The sequence below is a fragment of the Kitasatospora sp. NPDC101183 genome, from assembly GCF_044767945.1.
GTDB lineage: Bacteria > Actinomycetota > Actinomycetes > Streptomycetales > Streptomycetaceae > Kitasatospora.
In genome coordinates this window covers 17,907-38,783 of sequence record NZ_JBIWOW010000010.1, presented here as the reverse complement: position 1 = coordinate 38,783, position 20,877 = coordinate 17,907, and the positions used below count along the sequence as shown (strand labels likewise).

The 20,877-nt window shown below is 75.1% G+C and carries 24 protein-coding genes, 1 tRNA gene and 1 riboswitch; of the genes, 6 read left to right on the top strand and 19 right to left on the bottom strand.

Translation table 11 applies throughout. The annotated features are described in order from the left end of the window. Positions 1-30: 30 nt before the first annotated feature. The 4 genes from ACIRRS_RS15940 to ACIRRS_RS15925 all read right to left on the bottom strand — a co-directional run bounded on the left by ACIRRS_RS15940 (position 31) and on the right by ACIRRS_RS15925 (position 2,596). A complete protein-coding gene (locus tag ACIRRS_RS15940) occupies positions 31-381 on the bottom strand; it encodes a hypothetical protein (protein ID WP_402970568.1) in 351 nt (116 codons plus the stop codon). A 127-nt stretch (positions 382-508) separates the two neighbouring features. Beyond that, positions 509-1,426, bottom strand: a complete 918-nt coding sequence (locus tag ACIRRS_RS15935; RefSeq protein ID WP_402970565.1) for an undecaprenyl-diphosphate phosphatase — start codon at positions 1,424-1,426, stop codon at positions 509-511. 97 nt (positions 1,427-1,523) lie between these two features. Then, a complete protein-coding gene (locus tag ACIRRS_RS15930) occupies positions 1,524-1,733 on the bottom strand; it encodes a hypothetical protein (protein ID WP_402970562.1) in 210 nt (69 codons plus the stop codon). Positions 1,734-1,819: 86 nt separating this feature from the next. Beyond that, the gene (locus tag ACIRRS_RS15925; RefSeq protein ID WP_402970559.1) at positions 1,820-2,596 is read right to left on the bottom strand and encodes an NRDE family protein; all 777 of its coding nucleotides are present in this window, start codon (positions 2,594-2,596) and stop codon (positions 1,820-1,822) included. 186 nt (positions 2,597-2,782) lie between these two features. Here ACIRRS_RS15925 and ACIRRS_RS15920 point away from each other — a divergent pair, with 186 nt between their 5' ends. Then, a complete protein-coding gene (locus ACIRRS_RS15920; RefSeq protein ID WP_402970557.1) occupies positions 2,783-3,250 on the top strand; it encodes a carboxymuconolactone decarboxylase family protein in 468 nt (155 codons plus the stop codon). Positions 3,251-3,261: 11 nt separating this feature from the next. Continuing rightward, positions 3,262-4,071 carry an isocitrate lyase/phosphoenolpyruvate mutase family protein gene (locus tag ACIRRS_RS15915; protein ID WP_402970554.1) on the top strand — a complete coding sequence of 270 codons (810 nt, stop codon included), beginning with the start codon at positions 3,262-3,264 and terminating at the stop codon, positions 4,069-4,071. 82 nt (positions 4,072-4,153) lie between these two features. Here the strand turns inward: ACIRRS_RS15915 and ACIRRS_RS15910 are convergent, their stop codons facing one another. From ACIRRS_RS15910 to ACIRRS_RS15860, 11 genes are all read right to left on the bottom strand, one after another. After that, the gene (locus tag ACIRRS_RS15910) at positions 4,154-4,417 is read right to left on the bottom strand and encodes a hypothetical protein (RefSeq protein WP_402970551.1); all 264 of its coding nucleotides are present in this window, start codon (positions 4,415-4,417) and stop codon (positions 4,154-4,156) included. A gap of 44 nt (positions 4,418-4,461) precedes the next feature. Next, a complete protein-coding gene (locus ACIRRS_RS15905; RefSeq protein ID WP_402970549.1) occupies positions 4,462-5,532 on the bottom strand; it encodes a cytochrome P450 in 1,071 nt (356 codons plus the stop codon). Further along, positions 5,529-7,007 (bottom strand): cytochrome P450, encoded by a 1,479-nt coding sequence (locus ACIRRS_RS15900; protein ID WP_402970546.1) that lies wholly within the window; start codon positions 7,005-7,007, stop codon positions 5,529-5,531. The genes ACIRRS_RS15905 and ACIRRS_RS15900 overlap by 4 nt, the downstream gene beginning before the upstream one ends. Next, complete coding sequence (locus ACIRRS_RS15895; protein WP_402970543.1) at positions 7,004-7,630, bottom strand: GTP-binding protein; 627 nt, start codon at positions 7,628-7,630, stop codon at positions 7,004-7,006. The genes ACIRRS_RS15900 and ACIRRS_RS15895 overlap by 4 nt, the downstream gene beginning before the upstream one ends. Then, complete coding sequence (locus tag ACIRRS_RS15890) at positions 7,608-7,955, bottom strand: DUF742 domain-containing protein (protein ID WP_402970540.1); 348 nt, start codon at positions 7,953-7,955, stop codon at positions 7,608-7,610. Before ACIRRS_RS15890 ends, ACIRRS_RS15895 begins: the two co-directional genes overlap by 23 nt. Next, positions 7,952-8,368 (bottom strand): roadblock/LC7 domain-containing protein, encoded by a 417-nt coding sequence (locus ACIRRS_RS15885; RefSeq protein ID WP_402970538.1) that lies wholly within the window; start codon positions 8,366-8,368, stop codon positions 7,952-7,954. The genes ACIRRS_RS15890 and ACIRRS_RS15885 overlap by 4 nt, the downstream gene beginning before the upstream one ends. Then, positions 8,352-9,632 (bottom strand): sensor histidine kinase, encoded by a 1,281-nt coding sequence (locus ACIRRS_RS15880; protein WP_402971055.1) that lies wholly within the window; start codon positions 9,630-9,632, stop codon positions 8,352-8,354. Before ACIRRS_RS15880 ends, ACIRRS_RS15885 begins: the two co-directional genes overlap by 17 nt. A 222-nt stretch (positions 9,633-9,854) precedes the next feature. Then, positions 9,855-12,023, bottom strand: a complete 2,169-nt coding sequence (locus ACIRRS_RS15875; protein WP_402970535.1) for a SpoIIE family protein phosphatase — start codon at positions 12,021-12,023, stop codon at positions 9,855-9,857. A 113-nt stretch (positions 12,024-12,136) separates the two neighbouring features. After that, positions 12,137-12,718 (bottom strand): TetR/AcrR family transcriptional regulator, encoded by a 582-nt coding sequence (locus ACIRRS_RS15870; RefSeq protein ID WP_402970533.1) that lies wholly within the window; start codon positions 12,716-12,718, stop codon positions 12,137-12,139. Between the two features lie 30 nt (positions 12,719-12,748). Continuing rightward, entirely contained in the window at positions 12,749-13,573 is an 825-nt protein-coding gene (locus ACIRRS_RS15865) for an alpha/beta fold hydrolase (RefSeq protein ID WP_402970530.1), read from the bottom strand. Between the two features lie 93 nt (positions 13,574-13,666). Then, positions 13,667-13,951 (bottom strand): YiaA/YiaB family inner membrane protein, encoded by a 285-nt coding sequence (locus tag ACIRRS_RS15860; RefSeq protein WP_402970528.1) that lies wholly within the window; start codon positions 13,949-13,951, stop codon positions 13,667-13,669. 209 nt (positions 13,952-14,160) lie between these two features. After that, a riboswitch (cyclic di-AMP (ydaO/yuaA leader) is annotated at positions 14,161-14,319 on the top strand. 12 nt (positions 14,320-14,331) lie between these two features. Here ACIRRS_RS15860 and ACIRRS_RS15855 point away from each other — a divergent pair. After that, positions 14,332-15,183, top strand: coding sequence for a M23 family metallopeptidase (locus ACIRRS_RS15855; RefSeq protein ID WP_402970525.1), 852 nt, complete (start codon positions 14,332-14,334; stop codon positions 15,181-15,183). A 64-nt stretch (positions 15,184-15,247) separates the two neighbouring features. Here ACIRRS_RS15855 and ACIRRS_RS15850 read toward each other — a convergent pair whose 3' ends face one another. Further along, the gene (locus tag ACIRRS_RS15850) at positions 15,248-16,108 is read right to left on the bottom strand and encodes a hypothetical protein (protein ID WP_402970522.1); all 861 of its coding nucleotides are present in this window, start codon (positions 16,106-16,108) and stop codon (positions 15,248-15,250) included. A 23-nt stretch (positions 16,109-16,131) separates the two neighbouring features. On the opposite strand from ACIRRS_RS15850, the gene ACIRRS_RS15845 reads away from it, so the two are divergent. From ACIRRS_RS15845 to ACIRRS_RS15835, 3 genes are all read left to right on the top strand, one after another. Further along, the gene (locus tag ACIRRS_RS15845; protein WP_402970519.1) at positions 16,132-16,269 is read left to right on the top strand and encodes a hypothetical protein; all 138 of its coding nucleotides are present in this window, start codon (positions 16,132-16,134) and stop codon (positions 16,267-16,269) included. 108 nt (positions 16,270-16,377) lie between these two features. Further along, complete coding sequence (locus ACIRRS_RS15840) at positions 16,378-17,118, top strand: sensor domain-containing protein (RefSeq protein WP_402970516.1); 741 nt, start codon at positions 16,378-16,380, stop codon at positions 17,116-17,118. A 44-nt stretch (positions 17,119-17,162) separates the two neighbouring features. Continuing rightward, complete coding sequence (locus tag ACIRRS_RS15835; RefSeq protein WP_402970514.1) at positions 17,163-17,882, top strand: hypothetical protein; 720 nt, start codon at positions 17,163-17,165, stop codon at positions 17,880-17,882. Here the strand turns inward: ACIRRS_RS15835 and ACIRRS_RS15830 are convergent. The 3 genes from ACIRRS_RS15830 to ACIRRS_RS15820 form a co-directional block, all read right to left on the bottom strand. Beyond that, positions 17,879-18,955: a hypothetical protein gene (locus tag ACIRRS_RS15830; RefSeq protein ID WP_402970512.1), complete on the bottom strand. Its 1,077-nt coding sequence runs from the start codon at positions 18,953-18,955 to the stop codon at positions 17,879-17,881. The genes ACIRRS_RS15835 and ACIRRS_RS15830 overlap by 4 nt on opposite strands. A gap of 415 nt (positions 18,956-19,370) precedes the next feature. Further along, a tRNA-Met gene (locus tag ACIRRS_RS15825) sits at positions 19,371-19,444 on the bottom strand. An 85-nt stretch (positions 19,445-19,529) separates the two neighbouring features. Continuing rightward, positions 19,530-20,792: a PrsW family intramembrane metalloprotease gene (locus ACIRRS_RS15820; protein ID WP_402970509.1), complete on the bottom strand. Its 1,263-nt coding sequence runs from the start codon at positions 20,790-20,792 to the stop codon at positions 19,530-19,532. Between the last annotated feature and the right edge of the window lie 85 nt (positions 20,793-20,877).

The window sequence follows — 20,877 nt, the reverse complement described above, 5'->3', positions numbered from 1 at the left end:
TGAAGAAGCCGTCGGCGACGTCGACGTACTTCATCGGTTCGCCGCCGCGAACGCCGAGCGGTAGAGCTCGGCAACCTCGACGGCGTGTGCCCGGCACTCCTCGGCGGTCGGTGCGTGGTTGGCCAGATAGTTGGCCCGGTGGAACGCCGTCGCCGTCGCGGGGACCCGCTCGATCTCGATGACGGCTGCCCAGTGCGAGAGGAAGGAGCGGATCGGTGCCACGCCGCCCAACTCGATCGCGGAGGCCATGGCGCCTGTCTGCCCCTCCAGCATCTCCGGAAGCCTGTCCGGCGCGACGACGGCGAGCGCGGCCTTGAGGCCCGCGGGTGTTTTCTCGGGCCGGGGGATGATTGCGACGCCGTCGGGCAGTGGCCGGCTCATGGGCGTTCCTCTCTCCTCCTGGGCGAGCCTACTCGCCGATTCGACACGCCCGATTGTCGATTCGACAAACGCACCGGCGCCCGGGCCGCAGGGTGCGGGCCGGGCGCCGGGGGGACGGAGCAGAGGTTCAGAGGGAGAGGTAGACGGCGCTGCCGGCGCCGGCGAGGAAGCAGTAGATCGCGAAGGGGGTGAGGCTGCGGGTCTCGAAGTACTTGGTGAGGAAGCGCACCGAGATGTAGCCGGCCACGAAGGCGGCGACGCTGCCCGCGGCGACGGGGCCGAGGACGGAGGAGTTCTCGGGCTTGAAGAGCTCGGGGACCTTGAGTATCGAGGCGGCCAGGATGACCGGGGTGGCGAGGAGGAAGGAGAAGCGGGCGGCGTCCTCGTGGTGGAGGCCGCGCAGGATGCCGGCGCTCATGGTGACGCCGGAGCGGGAGATGCCCGGGAAGAGGGCGAGGATCTGGGCGGAGCCGATGAAGGCGCCCTGGAGGAAGCTCAGCTTGGTGAGCCGGTTGTCGGAGGCGATCGCCGGGTCCACGCCCGGCTCGTCGACGGGGGCCGCGTGGCCGGCCCGGCGGCGGCCGTTGCCGCCGCGCTTGAGGCGTTCGGCGCCGAGCAGGACCAGCCCGTTGACGGCGAGGAAGACGGCGGCCGGGACGGGCTTGCCGAGCGCGTGGCGCAGGGCCTTCTCCAGGACGAGGCCGGCGATGCCGACCGGGATGGTGGAGATGATCAGCAGCCAGGTCAGCTTCTCGTCGCGGGTCTCGATCCGGCGGTACCGGATCGAGCTGACGAGCCCGCTGACGACGCGCACCCAGTCCCGCCGGAAGAACACCACCAGCGCGAGCGCCGTGGCCAGGTGGAGGGCGACGAGGGCGGCCAGGTACGAGGAGCCGTCGGCCGTCATGTCCAGGTCCTTGCCGAGCTTCCCGCCGACCAGGGCGGGGAGCAGGATGCTGTGGCCCAGGCTGGAGACCGGGAAGAGCTCCGTCACTCCCTGCAGCAGGCCGACGCCTATCGCTTCCGGGTAGGTCAGGGTGGACATCAGTCACCTTCGCTCGGGATCTGCGACCGCCGAATCCGGAGGCCCCCGCGAAGCTACTACGGACCTGTAGACGCTCGGCAAGCCCGTAGCCAGAAATTCATCGACCGTACGACCCCGTGACACCGAGGTGGTCGAGCAGTGCGGAAGCGACGGCGGCCAGCACCGTCACGGAGGGCACGCCCCGGTGCGGCGCCCCGCCGCCGCCGAGCAGCAGGGCGAGCCCGGCCACCGCGAGCGGGGTGCCCAGCAGCGGCAGGGCGACGGTGAGCAGGGCGGGCAGGCGGGTGCGGGGTCGGGGGCGGTCCATCGTGGCTCCTACGGAGGGGGTCGACGGCCGCCCACGATTCCGCCTCCCGCTGCGTCAGGCGCAAGCCCTTTTCCGTGGGCCCGGCCTCAGCCCAGCGGGACCGGCTCCCAGGCCCCCGCCACCGGCGCCGCCGCGAAGTCGTAGCGCAGCAGCCCCGGCCCGAGCGCGAGCAGCGAGATCGAGGAGGAGCCCCACACCCGCCCGTCCCCGAAGTCCCGCCGCTGCACGAGCGCCGCGTCCTCGTCCAGCGCCAGTCCGTCCCCCGCGACGATCGGCAGCCACGGGCCCCAGGCCCGCTCCGCCGGCCCGTCCGCGCCCGGGTGGGGCCGGGGAGCGGCGGTGAGCCTGGCCCGGAAGTGCGCGGCGCGCGCGGCCATCAGGGCGCGGACCCGCTCGGACGTGGTCCGGCTGGCGGCCTTGCCCTCCAGCCCGTCGTTGAGCACCACGCTGAGCCCGCGCGGGAGTTCGCGCTCCTCGGCCCGCCCGGAGCCGCCCCAGCTGGTGACGCGGGCGCCGTCCGGCCGGACGACGACGAGGTGGAACGGGTCGTACGGGGCGAGGTCCAGGTGCCCGATCCCGCCGTGCCGGACGGCGGTCAGCGGCAGTTCGCCCCGGGAGAGCCGGGCCGTGGCGGGGGCGAGCGGGCCGAAGCCGTTCAGCAGGCAGGCGGCGGTGCGCCGCTCGGGGTCGACGGCCAGCCAGGTGCCGCCGGCGGCGAGGTCGAGCCCGCCGACCACTCCGGGCCGTCCGGGCCAGTGCGGGCCGGGCGGCAGCCAGGCGCGCCCGAGGTACTCGTCCCGGACGGAGAGGAGCAGCACCGGGGCCGGGGAGTCCGGCTCGATGCTGACGAACGCCGTGCACACGCCCCTTCGACCCCCTTCAGCCCCTTTGGGACCTTTCAGACCTTTGGCCTCTTTCGCCTCTTTGGCCATGCCCTCCCCGCGATCCTCGCACGTGTGTTCACGTACCGGAAGGGCGCGAAGTGGCCCAGGGAAACGGCCGCCGAATGCACCAGAACCCCGGGCCGCCCGCTCCCTAGGCTGATCACCATGACGACCGACGAGACCGTTCCCGCCCCCGCCCCGCGCCTGGCGATGCACCAGCTCGCCCCCGAGTACTACCAGGCGATGATCGCCGTCGACCGGGCCTCCCGGACGGGCCTGGACCCGGTCCTCGCCGAGCTCGTCAAGGTGCACGCCTCGATGATCAACGGCTGTGCCTTCTGCATCGACATGCACGCCACCGACGCCCGCAAGAACGGCGAGCAGGACCACCGCCTGGTCTCCCTCCCCGCCTGGCGCGAGACCCCCTGGTTCACCGCCCGCGAGCGCGCCGCCCTGGCCCTCACCGAGTCCGTCACCCTGCTCACCCAGGGCCACGTGCCGGACGCCGTGTACGAGGAGGCCGCCGCGCAGTTCGAGCCGGCCGAGCTGGCCCAGCTGATCGCGCTGATCGCCACCATCAACGCGTGGAACCGCATCGGCGTGTCCACCCGCATGAGCCCGGCCGCGAAGTGAGGGGCGCAACGATGACCACTCAGCAGGAGAAGGCCCGGCTGCTCCGCGAGCTCCACCGCCCCGGCGACCCGCTGGTCCTCGCCAACGTCTGGGACGCGGCGAGCGCCCGCCTGGTGGTCGCCGCCGGGGCGAAGGCGGTGGCCACGGCCAGCGCCAGTGTCTCCTGGTCCCTCGGCAGCCCGGACGGCGGCGGCGCCGACCGCGACCAGGTGCTGGCCCGCACCGCCCAGATCGTCCGCGCCGTGGCCCTGCCCGTCACCGCCGACATCGAGACCGGCTACGCCGACACCCCGGCCGGCGTCGGCGAGACCGTCGCCGCGCTGCTCGCCACCGGCGCCGTCGGCCTCAACCTGGAGGACGCCGCCTTCACCCCCGAGCAGGCCGCCGAGCGCATCGCGGCCGCCCGGGCGGCGGCCGACGCGGCGGGCGTCCCGGCCTTCGTCAACGGCCGCACCGACGTGTTCCTGCGCGGCATCGGTGCCCCCGAGGGCCGCCTGGACGAGGCGGTGCGCCGCCTGCGGGCGTACGTCGAGGCGGGCGCGGACGGCGTGTTCGTCCCCGGCGTCCTTGACCCGGCCGTCGTCGCCGCGCTGGTGGAGGCCGTCCCGGCCCCGCTGAACGTGCTGGCCGGCCCCGGCTCGCCGTCCGTGGCGGAGCTGGCGAAGCTCGGCGTCGCCCGGATCAGCCTCGGCCCGGGCCTGGCCGAGGTCGCGTACGCGGCCGTGCGCCGCGCCGCCGAGGAGGTGTACGGCCCCGGCACGTACACCGTGCTGGAGGGCGGGCTCAGCTACCCCGAGCTGAACGGCCTCTCCGCGGGCTGACGAACGGGGCCGACGAACAGGGCTGATGTGTGGGGCGGCCGGCCGTACGGGGGTCGGCCGGCCGCCCGCTGTCGGCCGGTCCTCAGCCGATCTGGCCGCTGAGGCCGGGGTGGCTCATCTGGTTGGTGCCCACGGCCTCGACCTCCCCTGCGGTGTGGCTGACCACCGGGAGGTCGAGCTTGCCGACCGTCTGGAGGGCGAGGTCGGCGGGCGAGGCGTTCAGGCCGTCGGTGAGGCCGCCGGTGGCGTCCGGCGAGACGGCGGTCTGGCTGGTGGCGGAGGCGGCCGGGACGGCGAGCGCGAGGCCCGCCATGGTGAGGGCGGCCAGCGTGGCGAGTTTCTTCATGCCCTGCCGAACGACCGGACCGCCCTCAGGTAACCCACGAGGCGTCAGACCGTCACCCAGAGGCTCCGCGCGCCGTTGCTGACGAAGGACGCGATCGGCTCGTTCTCCCGCCCCTCGGCGAGCGCCAGCGCGGGGTGGCGCCCGAACAGGTGCCGCAGCGCCGTCTCGGCCTCCAGCCGGGCGAGCGCCGAGCCGAGGCAGAAGTGCGGGCCGTGGCCCAGGGACAGGTGCCGGGCGGCGCGGTCCAGGTCGAAGCGGTCCGCCTCCGGGTGCTGCCCGTCGTCCCGCCCGGCGGCCGCGTACGAGGCGAGCACCGCTTCGCCGCGCCGGATCAGCGCCCCGCCGACCTCGACGTCCTCGGTGGCGTAGCGCATCGGGAACTGCCCGACGGGCGAGTCGTAGCGCAGGGTCTCCTCGACCGCCGCCGACCACGGCCGCGCGCCCTCCCGCAGGAGCCGCAGCTGGTCGGGGTGGGCGAGCAGGGCCCGCACCGCGTTGCTGATCAGGTTGAGCGTGGTCTCGTGCCCGGCTATCAGCATCAGCAGCAGGGTGCCGACGAGTTCGGCCTCGCTCAGCTCGTCGCCCGACTCCCGGGCCTCGATCAGCGCACTGGTCAGGTCGTCTCCGGGCTCGGCCCGCTTGGCGGCCACCACCGAGGCCAGCAGCGCGTTGAGGTCCCGCTGCGCGGCCATGGAGGCCTCGGGCGTGGCGGAGCTGGAGACCATGGTGTCGCACAGCTCGTGCAGGTGGTCCTGCTGCTCCTCGGCGAGGCCGAGCAGCTCGCCGATCACCTGCATCGGCAGCGGGTACGCGTAGCGCGCCCGCAGGTCGAACGCGCCCTCCGGCCGCCCGATCCCGTCCAGCAGCGCGATCGCCCGCGCCTCGACCGCGGGCGCCAGGGCGGCGATCCGGCGCGGGGTGAAGGCCTGGGTGACGAGCCCGCGCAGCCGCCGGTGGTCCTCGCCGTCCGCGGTGGTCATGCCGGGGACGGCGACGAAGTTGAGCAGCGGCCAGCCCTGCGGCAGCCGTCCCTCCCGGAAGGTCGTCCAGAGCCGGGCGTCCTTGCCGAAGCGGGGGTCGGCGAGCACCGACTGCAGGGCGTCGTGGCGCGTCACCGCCCAGACCACCACCCCGCCAGGGAGCTCCACCAGGACCGCGGGCCCTGCGGCCCGGAGTCGGGCGTTCTCGCCGTGCTGGTCGCGTCCGAAGGGGTCGAGCCGGATCGGCTCGGCGGCGCGGGCGGTCTCGTGGCCGTCGACGACGGTGTCCATGGGGATCTCTCAGGTGCTGGGGGGCGGGGCGGTGTGAAGGCGCTGTAGAGCACCGGCAGGGCGGTCAGGGCCCGCGACCAGGGCGAGGGCCGCCAGGTCAGGTCGTTGCCGGGGACGGCGAGCTGGAGGTCGGGCAGGCGGTGCAGCAGGGTCTCGACGGCCGTCTCGACGATGATCCGGGCCGGGTGCTGCGCGGGGCAGACGTGCTCGCCCGCGCCCCAGGCCAGGTGGGCCCGGTTGCCGCCGAGGGAGCCCTGCGCGGCGGAGGCGCCGCCGTGGACGGCCGGGTCGGCGTTGGCCGCCGCCAGGCCGAGCACCAGCATGTCCCCGGCGCTGATGTACTGGCCGCCGAGCACGGTGTCGGCGGTGGCCCAGCGGCCGGGGAAGTTCTGCGTCGGCGGGTCGCGCCACAGCACCTCCTCCAGCGCGTCGGAGACGGTCAGCCGCCCGCCGGTGAGCGTGGTGCGGAAGCGCCGGTCGGTGAGCAGCAGCCGCAGGGTGTTGCCGATCCAGTTGATGGACGTCTCGTTTCCCGCGACCATCAGCACCACCAGGTGGTGCACCGCCTCCTCGTCGGTCAGCGCGGCCGGGTGGGCGAGCAGCCAGGAGGTGAGGTCGGCGGTGGGGGCCGTCCGGCAGCGCCGTACGAGGTCCACCAGGATCGTCTGGAACTCGGCGCTGGCGCGCACCGATTCGGGGCCGCTGTCCACGAAGTGGCTGATCAGCCCGACGAGCCGGGGCCCGGTCCGGGCGGGCAGGCCGAGCAGCTGGGTGAAGACCAGCAGGGGCAGCGTGCGGGCGTACTGGGCGATCAGGTCGGCGGTGCCGTCCGGGCCCCAGCCGTCGATGAGGCCGTTGGCGGCGGCCTCGGTGGCCTCGCGCAGCTGGTGGTGGTCGATCTGGGCGAGGGTGTCGGACACGGCGGCGCGCAGCCGCTGGTGCTCGGCGCCGTCGAGGTTGAGCAGGGTGGGGCGCCAGGCCGTCATCGGCAGCAGCCGGGAGTCGGGGGCCAGCCGGCCCTCGGCGGGCACCCGCCAGTGCCGGGAGTCCTTGGAGAACAGCGCCTCGTTGCGGGTGAGTTCGAGCAGCTCGCCGTAGCCGAGGACGAGCCAGGCCTCGACGCCGGGCTCCAGCTCGATCGGCGCGACCTGCCCGTGGCGCTCGCGCAGCCGCGCGTACAGCCCGTGCGGGTCGTCGGCGACGGCCGGTCCGTACAGCGGGGCCGGGCGCGCGCCCCGGGCGAAGTCCGAGCCCCCGTACGGGAGTCGGGCGCCTCGGCCGACGGGGCAGCCGGCGGTGTCGGGATCGGGCGCGCTCATGCCCCGAGCTCCAGGAGGGAGCTGCGGTGCAGGTGGTCCACGAAGTCGATCAGCAGGTCGTAGGACTGCCGCCGGTCGCGGGCGTCGCAGAACAGCAGGGGCACGTCGGGCTCCACGTCCAGTGAGGCGCGCACCTCCTCCTCGGGGTAACTCGGCGTCCCGGGGAAGGTGTTGACGGCGATGGCGAAGGGGATGCGCTGCTCCTCCAGCCGGCCGAGCACCTCGAAGCTCTCGTCGGGCCGGCGCAGGTCGACCATCACGATCGCGCCGAGGGCGCCGCGCGAGAGGTCCTCCCACAGCGGCAGGAAGCGCTGCTGCCCGGGGGTGCCGAACAGGTACAGCGCCAGGCGGGAGTTGAGGGTGATCCGGCCGAAGTCCAGGGCGACGGTGGTGCTGGTCTTGCCGTCCAGCCCCGTCAGGTCGTCGACGCCGGAGCTGGCGGCGGTCATCGTCTCCTCGGTGCGCAGCGGGGCGATCTCGCTGAGCGAGCCGACCAGGGTGGTCTTGCCGACCCCGAACGGCCCGGTGACCAGGATCTTCACCGAGCCCCGCACCGAGCGCGGCAGGTACTGCGGCGCGGCGCCGGGGGCGGGCGCGGCCTCAGCGGAGTTGGCGGAGTCCAACGAGCACCTCCTCCAGGAGCGTGGTGGGCAGGCGCTCGGCCTGCGGGACGGGCGGGAGGACCTGCACGGCGCCGAGGTCCCAGAGGTCGCCGACGAGCACCTTGACCACGCCGAGCGGCAGCCCCAGGTGGGCCGCCACCTCGGCGACGGACAGCAGGCTGTGGCAGAGCGCCACGATGCGCCGGTGCTCCCGGTTGAGCAGCACGTGCTCGGGCAGCACCGGCGGCTGGGGTAAGGCGGTGACGAGGCTCTCCACGGCCAGGTCGGTCCGGGTGGGCCGGCTGCGGCCCCCGGTGATGACGTACGGCCGTACCGGCCCGCTCACCGCAGCCCCTGCGCCGCGTGGTCGGCGAAGCGCGGGGGACTGGTCAGGTGGGTGCCGATCCGCTCGACGAGCATCTGCATCTGGTAGGCGACCAGTCCGGCGTCGACGGCCTCGCCGGTGACCACGGCCAGGTGCGCACCGGCTCCGGCGGCGACGATGAACAGGTAGCCGCCGCCGTACTCGACGATGATCTGCCGGGTGGCGCTCTCCGGTCCGCCGAAGCCGACCGCCACGCCCCGGGCCAGCGACTGCAGGCCGGAACAGGCGGCGGCGAGCCGCTCGGCGTCCTCGCGCGCGATCTCGGCGCTGCGGCCGATCTCCAGGCCGTCGCTGGAGACGACGACGGCGTGCTGGACCTGCGGCACGGCGATGATGTCGGCGAGCAGCCAGCCGAGGTCAGGGGTGGTGGTCATGGAACTCTCCGGGCTGGGGAAGTCGGGGGGAAGCGGACAGGGAGGGGTCGGACTGCTCCAGGGCCCGGGCGCGGGCGGCCGAGCGGCCGCTGGCCGTCCCGGCCTGGAACATCGTCATGAACGCCTGCGCGTCCCGGGCCGACCGCTGCGGCGGCGCGGGCGGCGGCGGGGGAGCGGCGTGCTGGGCCGGGCGGCCCCCGCGGGGGCGCCGGTGGCTCCGGCGGGGCAGCGGGGGCGGGGTGCCGTCGGCCGCGGGTGCGGGGCCGGGTGGCGGGGTCTCCACCAGCGGGTGGCCGGTGAAGTGGCCCGAGGGGCTGCCGGTCGCGGGGACGGCGCCGAAGGCGGGGCCGGCCGGGCCGAGGCCCGGGACGGTCGGCGGCAGCGGTTCGGTGAGCAGCGCGTTGGGCAGCAGCACGACCACCCGCACCCCGCCGTACGGGGAGGGCGCCGAGCTGAGCGTGACGCGGAAGCCGTACTGCTCGGCGAGCCGGCCGACGGCGGCCAGGCCCAACTGCGGGACCTCACCGAGCCGGGAGACCTCCAGGGTGCTGCCGCCGGCGAGCGCGGCCGCGGCCTTGGCGACGGCCTGCTCCGGCATGCCGACGCCGCAGTCGTCGATCTCGATCACGGCGCCGTTGTGCACCGGCACCAGGGTGACGAACACCTGGGTGCTGGGCGGGGAGTAGCGGGTGGCGTTGTCCAGCAGTTCGGCGGTGGCGTGGATCAGCGCCTCGGCGGCGGCGCCGATGACGGCGGACTCGATGCGGCTGCGCAGCACCACCCGCTGGAACGGGAGGATGCGGGACTGCGCGCCGCGCACCACGTCCTCCAGGGCGATGGGCTCGGGCCAGTTGCGCCCGGCGCGGGCGCCGCAGAGCACGGCCAGGGTCTGGGCCAGGCGGGCCTGTTGGGCCGCGGCGTGGTCGGCCTTGAGCAGGCCCTCCAGCAGCGCGGGGTCGTCGTGGGTGCGCTCCATCTCGTCGAGCAGGGCCTGCTGGTCGTGGGCCATGACGAGGATGCGGCGGGCGACGCTGAGGAAGGCCCGCTGGGTGGAGGCGGTGAGTTCGTGCTCCTGCTGGACGACGGCCAGGTCGGCGTCGCGGCGGCTCTGTTCGAGGGCGAGCTGTTCCCGGAGGTGGTGCAGTTCGCCCTGGAGCCGGTCGGCCCGGCGGCGATGGGTGACGGACACGGCGCGGTAGCGCGCGGCGGTCACGAGGGCGAGGACGGCGAGCACGCCGGTAGCCGTTGCGCACCACTGAGTCATCGTCACGCCGCGAATTCTAGGGCGATGATCCTACGAAGGTGTGAACAGATCTCGCCAAGTGACTGGATCTCGTCAATATCCGGCAACAGGGCGCCGTTTCAGCGTGGTTCGAACGCGATCCTCAGCCGGGTGCTTTGGCTGGTCCGGGCCTTGCGGGTGCGTACCGAACGGGGCGATTGGCCGAGTCGCGACGCCGGATGTGTGGGATTCGTGCGCAGGCTGTCAGGGAAGCGGCACCGCCCGGTGCAGGAGCAGCAGCGCCACGTCGTCCGGCCGCGACCTCCGCTCGGTCACGTTCAAGGTCAGCAGGTCGGCCAGGCGCTCCAGCGCGTCCGCCGAGCCGATCCTTCCCGGCCCGGCCTGACGGGCCCACAACTCCAGTCCGCCGAGCATCCGCTGGACGGACTCGTCGTAGTCCTCCTCGCGGTCCTCCACCAGCCCGTCGGTGTACGCCAGCAGCGTCTCGCCGACCCCCAGCCGCTCCACCGCCAGCGGGTACGGCTGCCCCGGGTCCACGCCCAGCGGCGGCCCGCCCGGCAGCGCCAGCTCGACGGCCCGGGCGTCCTCGGTGATCCGCACCGGCGGCGGGTGCCCGGCCCGGGCGGCCGCCAGGGTGCCGTCCGAGGGGTCCAGGGCGAGGAAGAGGCAGGTGGCGAACAGGTCGGTGTCCAGCCCGGCCAGCAGCCGGCTGGTCCGGGCCAGGGCGGCCGCCGGGTCGTGCCCGTCGGTGGCGTACGCCCGCAGGCCGCTGCGCAGTTGGCCCATCACGGCGGTGGCCTCGGCGTTGTGGCCCTGCACGTCGCCGATCACCAGCCCGATCCGGCCGTCCGGCAGCCGCAGCAGGTCGTACCAGTCGCCGCCGATCTGCATCCCCTCGGTGCTCGGCAGGTAGCGGGCGGCGCTGGCGATGCCGGGCAGCGCGGGCAGGGTGCGCGGCAGCATGGCGCGCTGCAGTTCGCTGGCGCGGTGGTGCTGGGTGTCGAACAGCCGGGCCCGCTCCAGGGACTGGGCGAGGATGCCGGCGAACGCCGAGTACAGGGTGCGGTCCTCGCGGCCGAAGGCGCGCTCGGTGGCGAAGGTGATCAGGCAGGAGCCGACCTGCCGCCCCGAGGCCACCAGCGGGAGCACCGCCCAGGCGGCCGGGGCCAGCGGGCCGCGCCCGGCCCGGCCGCCGGGTTCGCTGAACAGCGGGGCCGAGCGGGCCAGCGAGTGCTGCATGACGTCCTCGGAGAGGTCCGCCAGCCGGGTCAGCTCGGCGCGGCGCGGGCCGCCGTACACGGTGTGCGAGACGGGCAGCAGCCGGCCCTCGTCCACCAGGTCCAGCACGATGCTCGCGGCGCCGAAGGCGGGGCGGGCCACGTCGGTGACGGCGGTGGTCACCTCCCGCACGGTCACCGCGCGGGACAGCGACCGGGTGAGCGAGAGCAGCAGCGCCGTGCGCGCCCCGGCCTGTCCGGCGCTCCTGGCCCGGGCCTCCTCCTCCCGCCGCACCTCGGCGAGCAGGCCGGCGATCCGCACCGGGCGGCCGTGGACGTCCAGCATCACCTCGCCGGACTCCTCGACCCGGGTCTCCCGGCCGCCCCGGCGCAGCATCCGGTAGCCGATCCGGTAGCGCCCGCCGGCCGCCAGCGCCTCGGCGAGGGCGGCCTGCACGTCGGGCAGGTCCTCGGGGTGGACGATCCGCTCCAGGTCCGGCGCCGTGCCGTCCGGGTCGGCGGGCCGGCCGGCGAGGCGGAAGGCCGCCTCGTCCCAGTAGCTCTCGCCGGTGACGAGGTCGCGCTCGAAGGCGCCGTGCCCGGAGGCGCGGACGGCGAGCGAGACCAGCGGGTGCGCGGGCCCCTCGCCCGCGCCGGGGGCCGGGAGGGTGCGCACGTCCGCGTGGTCCAGGAGGTGGGCGAGGCGGTGGGCGCAGGCCTCGCCGATGGTCTCCAGCACGTCCAGGTCGCGGCGCGGGACCGTCCCCCGGTGGGCCAGTGCCAGGGCCAGCACCCCGACCGGCTGCTCGTCCACCACCATCGGCAGGGTGACCACGGCGACCATGCCGGTGCCCATCCCGGCGTTGCGGTTGGGGTAGTCGGCGCTGGTGTGCTCGGGGCTCATCAGGTACGGGCGGCGTAACCGCAGGGCCATCGCCGCCGGGAGGTCCCCGGCGGGGTCGACGACCCCGTACCGCTCGTGCGCCCACGTGGGCAGCCCGTGCGAGGCCGTCAGCCGCAGCATCCCGCCCGCGTCGACGAGGTAGAGCGCCGAGCCCTCCCCGGTGATCCAGCCGGGCCCCTCGGCCAGCACCGTCCCCAGCAGTTCGGCCGCGCTGCCGCACCCGAGCAACAGGCGCACGCACCGCATGGGGCTGCGCGGCGTCGTCCGGATGGTCTCGTCGGCGGGGGGCACTGATTCTTCATACCCCATAACCCCCGGCCCCGACTCCCACCCCACGCCCCTCGCGCGCCCCTAAACGGGGCACATATTGTTCCCTCGTTGTTCCCCGCGCCGGGGGGCGGACCTCACGCCGACCCGTGCGCCCCCGGCCAGTGCCGCAGCGCGGTCGTCAGCGCCGTGACGATGCGCTCGTGCGTCTGCGTCAGGTCCTCGGCGAGCTGGAAGGCGCCCGAGGTGCTCAGCGCCGCGAAGCCGTGGGCCGCCGAGCGCACCGTACGGGCGGCGTGGATCGCCTCCGAGCCGTCCAGCCCGTACCCGCGCAGCACCGCGACGATCACCCCGACCAGCCGGGTCGCCGCCCTGGTGAGGTCCTCGTCGGGCTGCGGCGCCTGCGGCAGGGCGCGGTAGCGCTGCGGGTACGCGACGGCGTACGCCTGGTACGCGCGCAGCACCGCCGCGACGGCCTCGTCCCCGCCGCGCCCGACCGCCGCCTCCGCGAGCCGGTCGGCGAGGTCCCCGGTGACGCGGACGGCGATCAGCCGCCGCAGCTCGGTCAGGCCGCCGCTGACGTGCTTGTACAGCGAGGGCGTGGCCACGCCGGCCCGGGCGGCGACGGCGGCGAGCGTCAGCCCGTCCGCGCCCTGCTCGTCGATGAGGCCGAGGGCGTGGTCGACGACCTGCTCGGGGTTCAGTCCTACGCGGGGCATGGGGGTCTCTCTCCGTCCGAGGGGGCGGGCTCAGGCGAGCCGGGCGAGGAAGGGCAGCAGGGCGTCCGCGACGGCCTGCGGGTTGTCGGCCATCGGGTAGTGCCCCGACCCGTCGATCATCACCTTCTCCGCCCGCAGCTTCTCCGCCTGCCGCTGCGCGACGGCCGCCGGGTCCGGGAAGTCGGGGTCCTTGGAGCCCATCAGGACGATCGCCGGGCAGCGGACCTGCTCCGCCCAGCCCACCGGCGCGGAGTCCCCGCCGACGTGGCCCCGGGTGGCGGCCTTGCGGCCGGGGGTGCGCAGGGCGGCGACCAGCCCGTCCACGTACGCGTCGAAGTCGGCCGGCTTGGGGCCCGGGTAGGCCATCTTCCGCAGGTAGAGGCCCCAGGAGGCGGGCCAGTGGACGAGCATCGCGCCCATCGCCGTCATGACGGCCTTCATCAGGCCGCTCGGCGGGTTCTCCACGAAGGCGTCGATCAGCGCGATCCCGGCGACCCGCTCCGGCGCGTCGATCGCGGCCCGGACGACGGTGGCGCCGGTGTAGGACTGCCCGACCAGGACGGCCCGCTCGATGCCGAGGTGGTCGAGGAGGGCGAGGGCGTCGCCGGCGATCGCGGCGGGGGAGTAGTCGTCCCAGGCGATGGAGCTCTCGCCGAAGCCGCGCAGGTCCATGGTGACGACCCGCCGCCCGGCGGCGGTGAGCAGCGGCCTGAGGTGGCGGTAGGCGGTGCGGCTGTCGAGCATCCCCGGGAGCAGGACGACGGGGAGGCCGTCGCCCTGCCGGGTGTCGTCGTAGGCGATCCGGCCGCCGGGGAGGTCGAGGTGGCCGGTGGCCGGGGTGGCGGTGCCGTTCATGGGGAATCTCCTCGCTCCGGGGTTCGTGCTGCCGATAGCCATAAAGCTAAGGCTAATAGCCTTAGCCGTCAAGCGGTCGGCGACACGGCCCCGTCAGGGCCCCTGGAACGGGTCGTGCTCGGCCAGCAGCTTCTCCAGCCGCGCCTGGTCGACCCGGGCGACGGTGTCGCCGGCCTCCTGCCGGTCCCGGATCACCTTGGCCAGCGTGAACGCGGAGGTGACGGTGTAGAGCAGGCCCACCCCCAGGAAGGCGCGGACCCACCCCCCGACGGGCAGGTAGGCGATCCCGACGGCGAGGGCCGTGCCGGAGATCGCGAAGGAGAGGACGGCCTGGATGTAGTAGGCGGCCGTCGTGCGGCTCTGCATCGGTGCGCTCATGGCGCCCAGCATGCTGGCGCCCCGGCCCTCGCACATGAGTACCGGTACTCAGTCGGGGCCGTGCGTGCGGCGCCCCGCGTGAGGGATCGTTCGTTGACGTCCCCTCACGGGCTTCCCGTTCGTCCCGGACGAACGGCTTGGAATCAGAGCCTCCTCGGATTAACGTTTGATAACGCAGCGCGGTCGTCAACGCCGTACCCAGACGGCACCGTGCGCCGTCGCCTAATCCCGCCGACCGGCCTCCGGGCAGGTCAGGGAGCCGGGGAACCACGTTCCTTGGGGTGAATCGGCGGGGCTCCGGCCCGGCCGTAGGAGACCTTCCTGCTCCGAACCCGTCAGCTAACCCGGTAGGCGCGAGGGAAGGAAAGGAGCGCGCCCCCGTGGCGTCGACGCACACCCCCGCAGCCGGAATCCAGCTGCTCGACCACCCCGGTCACCCCGGCCACGACGGCTTCGAGCCGGACGGCACCGGCCCCCTCGGCGCGGCCCCCGAGGCCGAGGCCAACCGCCACCGGATGCCGCGTCAGACCCGCGGGGCCTCCCCGCTGCTCGGCGTCACCGCCGTCGCCGCCACCCTGGGCGCCACCGGCTTCGCCTCCGCGACCCCGGCCGCCGCCCCCGCCGTCGAGGCCCCCGACGAGACCCCGGTCGCCCTCGCCGCCGACCCCGGCCTCGCGCTCGCCGCCCGCATCCAGCAGCAGGCCGACAGCCAGCGCACCGCCGCCGAGGAGACCGCCCGCCTCCAGGCCGCGAAGGAGGCGGAGGCCAAGGCCGCCGCCAAGGAGGCCGAGGCGAAGAAGGCCGCGGCGGAGGCCGAGGCCAAGAAGGCCGCCGCCCTCACCCTGCCGGTCGCCGAGTCCGACTACCGCCTCTCCGCCCACTACGGCCAGAGCGCCCGCTACTGGGCCCACCTGCACACCGGCCTGGACTTCGCCGCCGACACCGGCACCCCGGTCATGGCCATCGGCCAGGGCGTCATCACCTCGGCCGGCTGGTCCGGCTCGTACGGCTACCGCATCGTCGAGACCCTGCCCGACGGCACCGAGATCTGGTACTGCCACCTCTCCTCGATCATCAAGGGCTCGGGCAGCGTCACCGGCGGTCAGCAGATCGGCAAGGTCGGCGCCACCGGCAACGTCACCGGCCCGCACCTGCACCTGGAGGTCCGCCCCGGCGGCGGCGCCCCGGTCGACCCGGAGTCCTGGCTCCAGCAGCGCGGCGTCAACCCGTAACGGACGTCCGGACGTACGGACGTAGGCACGGAAGGGGCCCCGGCGGGCCCCTTCCGTGCCCGTCCTACCGCCCCAGGTACGCGTCGATCTCCTCCGCGCCCGGCTCCGGCGCCAGCTCCGGGAACTCCTCGACCAGCAGCCGCGCCAGGCCCGGCACCGTCCACTCCCCGAGCAGGTCCAGCGCCGCCTGCGCCGCCGCCTCCTCCAGCTCCTCGAAGTCCCCCGTCAGCTCCTCCGGCATCGGCCGGCCCAGCGCCGTCAGCTCCTCCAGGTTGCGGTAGCTGCGCCGCATCAGCCCGTGCTCCAGCAGCCGGCGCGCGCCGTCGGTGGCCATGCCCACGGACAGCACCCGGGCCGGGCCCCAGCCCCGCTCGTCCTGCTCGTCCAGCCACCCGGCCTCCGCCAGCGCCTCGTACGCGGCCGAGCGCCCCTCCTCGCCCAGCTCCACCAGGGCGGCCAGCCAGTCGCGCACCGCGCCCCCGTCCGCCACGTCCACCCCGTGCGCGTGCATCAGCAGGGCGTGCAGCCGGGGCCAGGTCACCAGGTCGGCGCGGCGCAGCAGCCCGGCGGCGACCTCGCCCTGCCACTCGGCCTCGGCGTGCAGCCGCTCCTGGCGCTTGGCGTTGAGCCGCCGCGCGGCCCGCTGGTGGTCGACCAGCAGCAGGACGGCCGCGCCGTACGCGAGCGGGTCCTCCTCCGGTGCGGGTTGGACGTACAGGTGCAGCCGCTCGTACAGCAGGTGCTCCACCGCGGTGGAGGTCAGCTCGGGCCAGCCGTCGTGCATCCTGCCCCCGCCCAGCTCCAGCAGCGCCAGCACCGCCCGCAGCGGCTCCTCGGCCACCGGCGGGCGGCCCTGGCCGTCCGACCAGGCGAGCAGGTCGGCGGCCCTGGTGCGCGGGGCGATCCGCAGGTCTTCGTCGTTCATGCTCCGACCGTATCCGCGCGTGGGTGGGCTCGGCAGCCATGGTCCCCGTCCAGCTCACCCGCCCCCGCCTCGCGCTCCGTGAGCACCGCCACACCCCGGACGGGGCCGAGGCGCTCCACGCGCTGTTCGGCGACCCGGAGGTCACCCGGGTAGGGGGTTAACCCCACCCCCGATCCGCCGGGCCCCCCGATGTTCCGCCCGCCGCCGTTCGGCCAGACTGGTGATCGTCAAGGAGTACGAACCACCGCGAAGGGCCGGGGGAACGCGACATGAGCAGCAGCGGCGTCACGCAGGACGGCGACCGGTACGCCCTCGGCGGGTACGGCGAGGACGCGGGGCGCCCCGCCCGGGCCCGCCGCACGGAGGAGCCGCCGCCGTTCTGGCGGGCGCCGTTCTCCACGCACTACTACCGCGAGGTCGGCTACGCGCTCACCGGGCTGCCGGTGGCGATCGTGGGCTTCGCCGTCTGCGTCGCCCTGTTCTGCGCCGGCCTCGGTACCGTCGTCACCTGCCTCGGCCTGCCCGTCTGGGCCGCCCTGACCAGCACCGCCCGGGGCCTCGGCCTGATGGAGCGGGCCCGGGTGCGCTCCATGCTCGGCGTGGACGTGTCCGGCCCGGATCCGGTGGAGCAGACCCGGCCGGGCTTCTGGGGCTCCGTCACCGCGCGGCTCGCGGACGCGGCGGGCTGGAAGGCCGTGCTGCACCAGGTGGTGATGTTCCCGTGGGCGATCTTCCGCTTCGTCATGACCCTGGTCTTCCTGCTGCTCGGCTGGGCGATGGCCCTCTACCCGCTCTACCACTGGGTCTTCCCGCGCTACGTCGGCTGGCCCGGCTACCGGATCTTCGACTTCACCGTCGAGAGCGGCCACTACGAGTACTACGTCCAGTCGCCGGCCCAGATCGCCGCCTTCTCCGCGATCGGCCTGGTCCTGGTCTTCCTGACGGCGCAGCTGGTGCGCGGCCTGACCAACGTCGACCGGGCCGCCGCCCGGGGCCTGCTCGGGCAGTGATCCTCCGGGATGCGGGCGCCCGGCGCCCGTGTTCCGATGGCCGGGTGGCCGCCCCCGCCGACACCCCGGACGTCCTGGTCACCTCCCGGCCGCTGGACGAGTACTGCGCCCTGTTCGACCTCACCCGCGCCCGCCTCGCCGCCCTGCCCGGTCCGCTGCTGGACTGCCCGGGCGGCGCGGCGGGCCTCGCCGCCGAGGCCCGCGCGCTCGGCTGCCGGGTGATCGCCGTGGACCCGGCGTACGCGCTGCCCCCGCCCGTGGTCGCCGCCCACGCGCTGGCCGCCCGCACCTCGATGGCCGCCGACCTGGCCGCCCGCCCGTCCCTCCACCCGCCCCCGGGCCGCCGCCCGGACAGCTACCTGCGCAGCTGGGACCGCGCCCGCCGGCTCTTCACCGCCGACTCGGCCGCCCACCCGCAGCGCTACGTGGCCGCCCTGCTGCCCCGGCTGCCCTTCGCGGACGGCGCCTTCGCGCTCACCCTCAGCGGGTACCTGATCTTCGCCTACCCCGAACTGTTCGGCCCCGAGCGGCAGTTGGCGGCCCTGGTCGAGCTGGTCCGGGTGACCTCCCCGGCCGGCGAGGTCCGCGTCCAGCCGCTGCACGACGGGTACGGCCGCCGCTGCGGCCACCTCGACGCCCTGCGGTACGCCCTCGGCGAGCGCCGGATCGCCACCGAGGTCCACCGCTTCCCGCGCCCCGGCGACGGCCGCACCCGCAGCGTCCTGGTGCTGCGCGCGGCCGACCACCGCAGCCGGTCCGTCTAGGACTTCTCCACCGGCTGGGCCGGGACGAGCGGGGGCGCGGCCGGCAGTTGGGAGAGGATCTTCTCCGCCAGCCAGCTGCGGTCCGACCCGTACGGAATCCCCTCCGGGTCCATCAGCCGCCCGGCCACCGCGTCCCGCAGCCGCTGGGCGTCGGCCACCGGCAGCCGGGAGAGCAGGCCCCGGGCGGCCAGCAGCGCGTGGTACTGCTCGAAGTCCGAGCGCGGGTGCTCGATCGCGTCCAGCACGCTCGACAGGTCCGCCAGCGCCGGATCGCCCTGCATCAGCGCCAGCGCCTGGACGCGCCGGCCCTCCGAGCCCTCCGCGAACAGCTGTCGCACCTGCTCGGCCGTCAGCGCCGAGCGCCGCGCCGTCGCCCGGACCTCGGCCACCAGGCCGTCCGGCCCGTTCGGCGCGACCGCCGAGGGCGGCAACTGGCCCGCCAGCGCGGCCGGTTGCTCCGTCGTGCCGCCGAGCAGGCCGAGCTGCTGCATCGCCCGGACCCGCAGGTCGTCCGCGCCGACCTTGTCGCCGTGGCGGTCGCGGTCCTGCCCGGCGAGGAAGAGGTCCAGCGCCTGGTCGGCGTCGGTGAGCACCCGGGGCAGCGCGAGCCTGGTCACCAGCCAGCCGGCCAGGAAGCCGAGCACCAGGAAGTACACCACCAGCGCGGAGGCGAACGGCGCCGCCGCGTCACCCCCGCCGAGCGCGGGCGCCAGCGCCGTACCGGTCCGGTGCAGCCGCTCGCCCAGCGAGCCCAGCTGCGTCAGGCCGACGCCCAGCAGCACCTTGGTGAGCCAGTCCGAGACCTGCTCCAGATTGGTGTTCGGCGCGTACGAGCCCTGCGGCTCACCGGAGTTGTCGCGCACCCGGGGCACCCCGAACAGGAAGCCCAGCACGCCGCCGAGCACCGTCGCGGCCCCGGCCACCACCAGGCCGCCGCCGATCGCCCGCCACGGCTGGTCCCGGTCGACGGCGAACAGCAGCAGGCCGAGCAGGCCCGTCCCCGTGAGGACCCCGACCGCCGCCCCCTTCGCCGTCCGCAGGCCGACCGCCCCGTTCCGCCGCGCCTTCGCCACCGCACACCCCCCGTGTCCACGCCACTGCGCTCCGGATACCCGCGCCGCCCGACTCTAGCGCCGCCGTTCGCGTTCGGGAACGCAGACGGCCCGTGGGCTGCTCCTCACGCGTCGGCCCGTGCACTGGCCTGACGCCGAGGCACCGGGGATGTACCGGTGAGCCCACGGGCCGGGTGACTGCTGTGGATTTCGCCTGCCGGAGGCCGAGGGCCTCACCCTGCGCAGGCAGGGGCGGCTCTAGCGAGCAGCCACCTCACGCATCCTGAAGGAACTCAACTCAGGATCACCTCCTTTCAGTGTGGGCCCACCATAGGCAGCCCCTCGGAGGGAGGGCAACGGATTTTCGATCGGCCGCCGTGGCCGGGGAATGCGAAAGGCCCGGAGGACGAATCCTCCGGGCCTTCCTGCTACTGAGTAGCGGGGACAGGATTTGAACCTGCGACCTCTGGGTTATGAGCCCAGCGAGCTACCGAGCTGCTCCACCCCGCGTCGGTGAACACAACAATACGGGGAAGGCGCCGAGAAGGGAAATCGGTTCTCCGGGCCCGGTTCTCGGCCCCTCCCGGGACCCGGCTCAGGCGGGCTCCTCCGCCCGCCGGTGCCCGCGCCGGGCGGGGCCGCGCGAGGCCCGGGTTCTCGCCCAGGCGGCGAAGACGACCAGGGCGAGGAAGCAGGGCACCATCAGCGCCCCGTAGACCACCAGGAAGCCGTCCGTCCCCAGGTCCGCGGCGGCGTTCCAGGTGCCGTGCAGCGCCATCGCCAGCAGCAGCCCGGTCGGGACGGCCAGCCGGGCCAGCCAGCGCCGCCCGCTGGTCAGGGCGACGGCCAGGCCGATGCCCGTCAGCGCGGTGAACAGCGGGTGGGCGAAGGGGGAGAGCAGGGCGCGCAGCACGAAGGTCTGCACGGTGCTGTCGAAGTCGCGGATGCTGGGCCGGGTGCCCAGGCCGATGCTGTCCAGCCGCTGCCGCTGGTCGCTGGTGAAGGCCCGGCCCAGGTAGAGGGCGTTCTCGGTGAAGGCGAACCCGCAGGCCGTCATCCCGCCGAGCACCACCCCGGCGGCCAGCGTGCGCGGCCGGGAGCGGCGGTGCCCGCCCTCGCTCAGGTACGGCAGCGGCCGCAGGAACGGGCGCGGCCTCGGCCCGGCGCCGCGGCCGGCCGGTCGGTGCCCGTACGGGCGGGGGCGGCGCGGGGCGGGCGTGCGGTGCAGCAGCGGGGCGCAGGGGCGGGTACGGCGGCCCCGGCAGCGCATCCGCCGGCCGAGCGGCAGCAGCAGGACCAGCAGGGCGGTGGCCTTGGCGCACTCCTCGATGAGCGGGGTGGCGATCCCGGGGCCGAGCAGTTCTCCCAGCGGGCCCTGGCGGTTGGCGAGGTGACTGGCCGTCCAGTTGTTGGCCAGGATGGCGACGGTGGTGGCCGCGAAGGCGCCCCAGGCCAGGCAGAACACGGTGTGCCGCAGCGGGACCCCGGCCGTCAGGTTGAGCCAGGCCAGGGCGCCGAGCACGAAGGGCAGCGGGACCATCGCCAGCCCGAGGCCGACGAACAGGCCGAGTGTGCCGGTCTGGCGCTGGACGAGGTGCAGGATCAGCGCCCCGCAGGCGGCCAGGGCCAGCACGGTGGTGGCGGTGAGGGAGGAGAGCGCGGGCGAGCGGCCCCGGCGGGCGGCGGGTGCGGGGGCCGGGCGGGGCTGGGGGAGGAGGGGCGGCAGGGGCCGGTCGGCCCGGCGCCCCCGGGGTCCCGGGATGGTCCGGGTGTCGCCCGTGCGCGGAGCCGTCGCCTGCGGTGCGTCGTCGGCGTCTCCGGCGGTGACCCGGAGCCCGCCGCCGACCGGGCTGCCCATGCGGCTCAGGGTAGGCCACGGGGGCCGTCCGCCGGGAGGAGTCGGGACGAATCGTCCGTCCGGGTCATGACGACTGGGCCGTCCG

Excerpts from the sequence above, each read along its gene's own strand:
- ACIRRS_RS15935 (WP_402970565.1), bottom strand. The coding sequence starts at position 1,426 with ATGTCCACCCTGACCTACCCGGAAGCGATAGGCGTCGGCCTGCTGCAG.
- ACIRRS_RS15820 (WP_402970509.1), bottom strand. The coding sequence starts at position 20,792 with ATGGGCAGCCCGGTCGGCGGCGGGCTCCGGGTCACCGCCGGAGACGCC.
- ACIRRS_RS15840 (WP_402970516.1), top strand. The coding sequence starts at position 16,378 with ATGAGCAGCAGCGGCGTCACGCAGGACGGCGACCGGTACGCCCTCGGC.
- ACIRRS_RS15865 (WP_402970530.1), bottom strand. The coding sequence starts at position 13,573 with ATGAACGGCACCGCCACCCCGGCCACCGGCCACCTCGACCTCCCCGGC.
- ACIRRS_RS15915 (WP_402970554.1), top strand. The coding sequence starts at position 3,262 with ATGACCACTCAGCAGGAGAAGGCCCGGCTGCTCCGCGAGCTCCACCGC.
- ACIRRS_RS15910 (WP_402970551.1), bottom strand. The coding sequence starts at position 4,417 with ATGAAGAAACTCGCCACGCTGGCCGCCCTCACCATGGCGGGCCTCGCG.
- ACIRRS_RS15870 (WP_402970533.1), bottom strand. The coding sequence starts at position 12,718 with ATGCCCCGCGTAGGACTGAACCCCGAGCAGGTCGTCGACCACGCCCTC.
- ACIRRS_RS15880 (WP_402971055.1), bottom strand. The coding sequence starts at position 9,632 with ATGACTCAGTGGTGCGCAACGGCTACCGGCGTGCTCGCCGTCCTCGCC.
- ACIRRS_RS15850 (WP_402970522.1), bottom strand. The coding sequence starts at position 16,108 with ATGAACGACGAAGACCTGCGGATCGCCCCGCGCACCAGGGCCGCCGAC.
- ACIRRS_RS15920 (WP_402970557.1), top strand. The coding sequence starts at position 2,783 with ATGACGACCGACGAGACCGTTCCCGCCCCCGCCCCGCGCCTGGCGATG.
- ACIRRS_RS15885 (WP_402970538.1), bottom strand. The coding sequence starts at position 8,368 with ATGACCACCACCCCTGACCTCGGCTGGCTGCTCGCCGACATCATCGCC.
- ACIRRS_RS15900 (WP_402970546.1), bottom strand. The coding sequence starts at position 7,007 with ATGAGCGCGCCCGATCCCGACACCGCCGGCTGCCCCGTCGGCCGAGGC.
- ACIRRS_RS15940 (WP_402970568.1), bottom strand. The coding sequence starts at position 381 with ATGAGCCGGCCACTGCCCGACGGCGTCGCAATCATCCCCCGGCCCGAG.
- ACIRRS_RS15860 (WP_402970528.1), bottom strand. The coding sequence starts at position 13,951 with ATGAGCGCACCGATGCAGAGCCGCACGACGGCCGCCTACTACATCCAG.
- ACIRRS_RS15930 (WP_402970562.1), bottom strand. The coding sequence starts at position 1,733 with ATGGACCGCCCCCGACCCCGCACCCGCCTGCCCGCCCTGCTCACCGTC.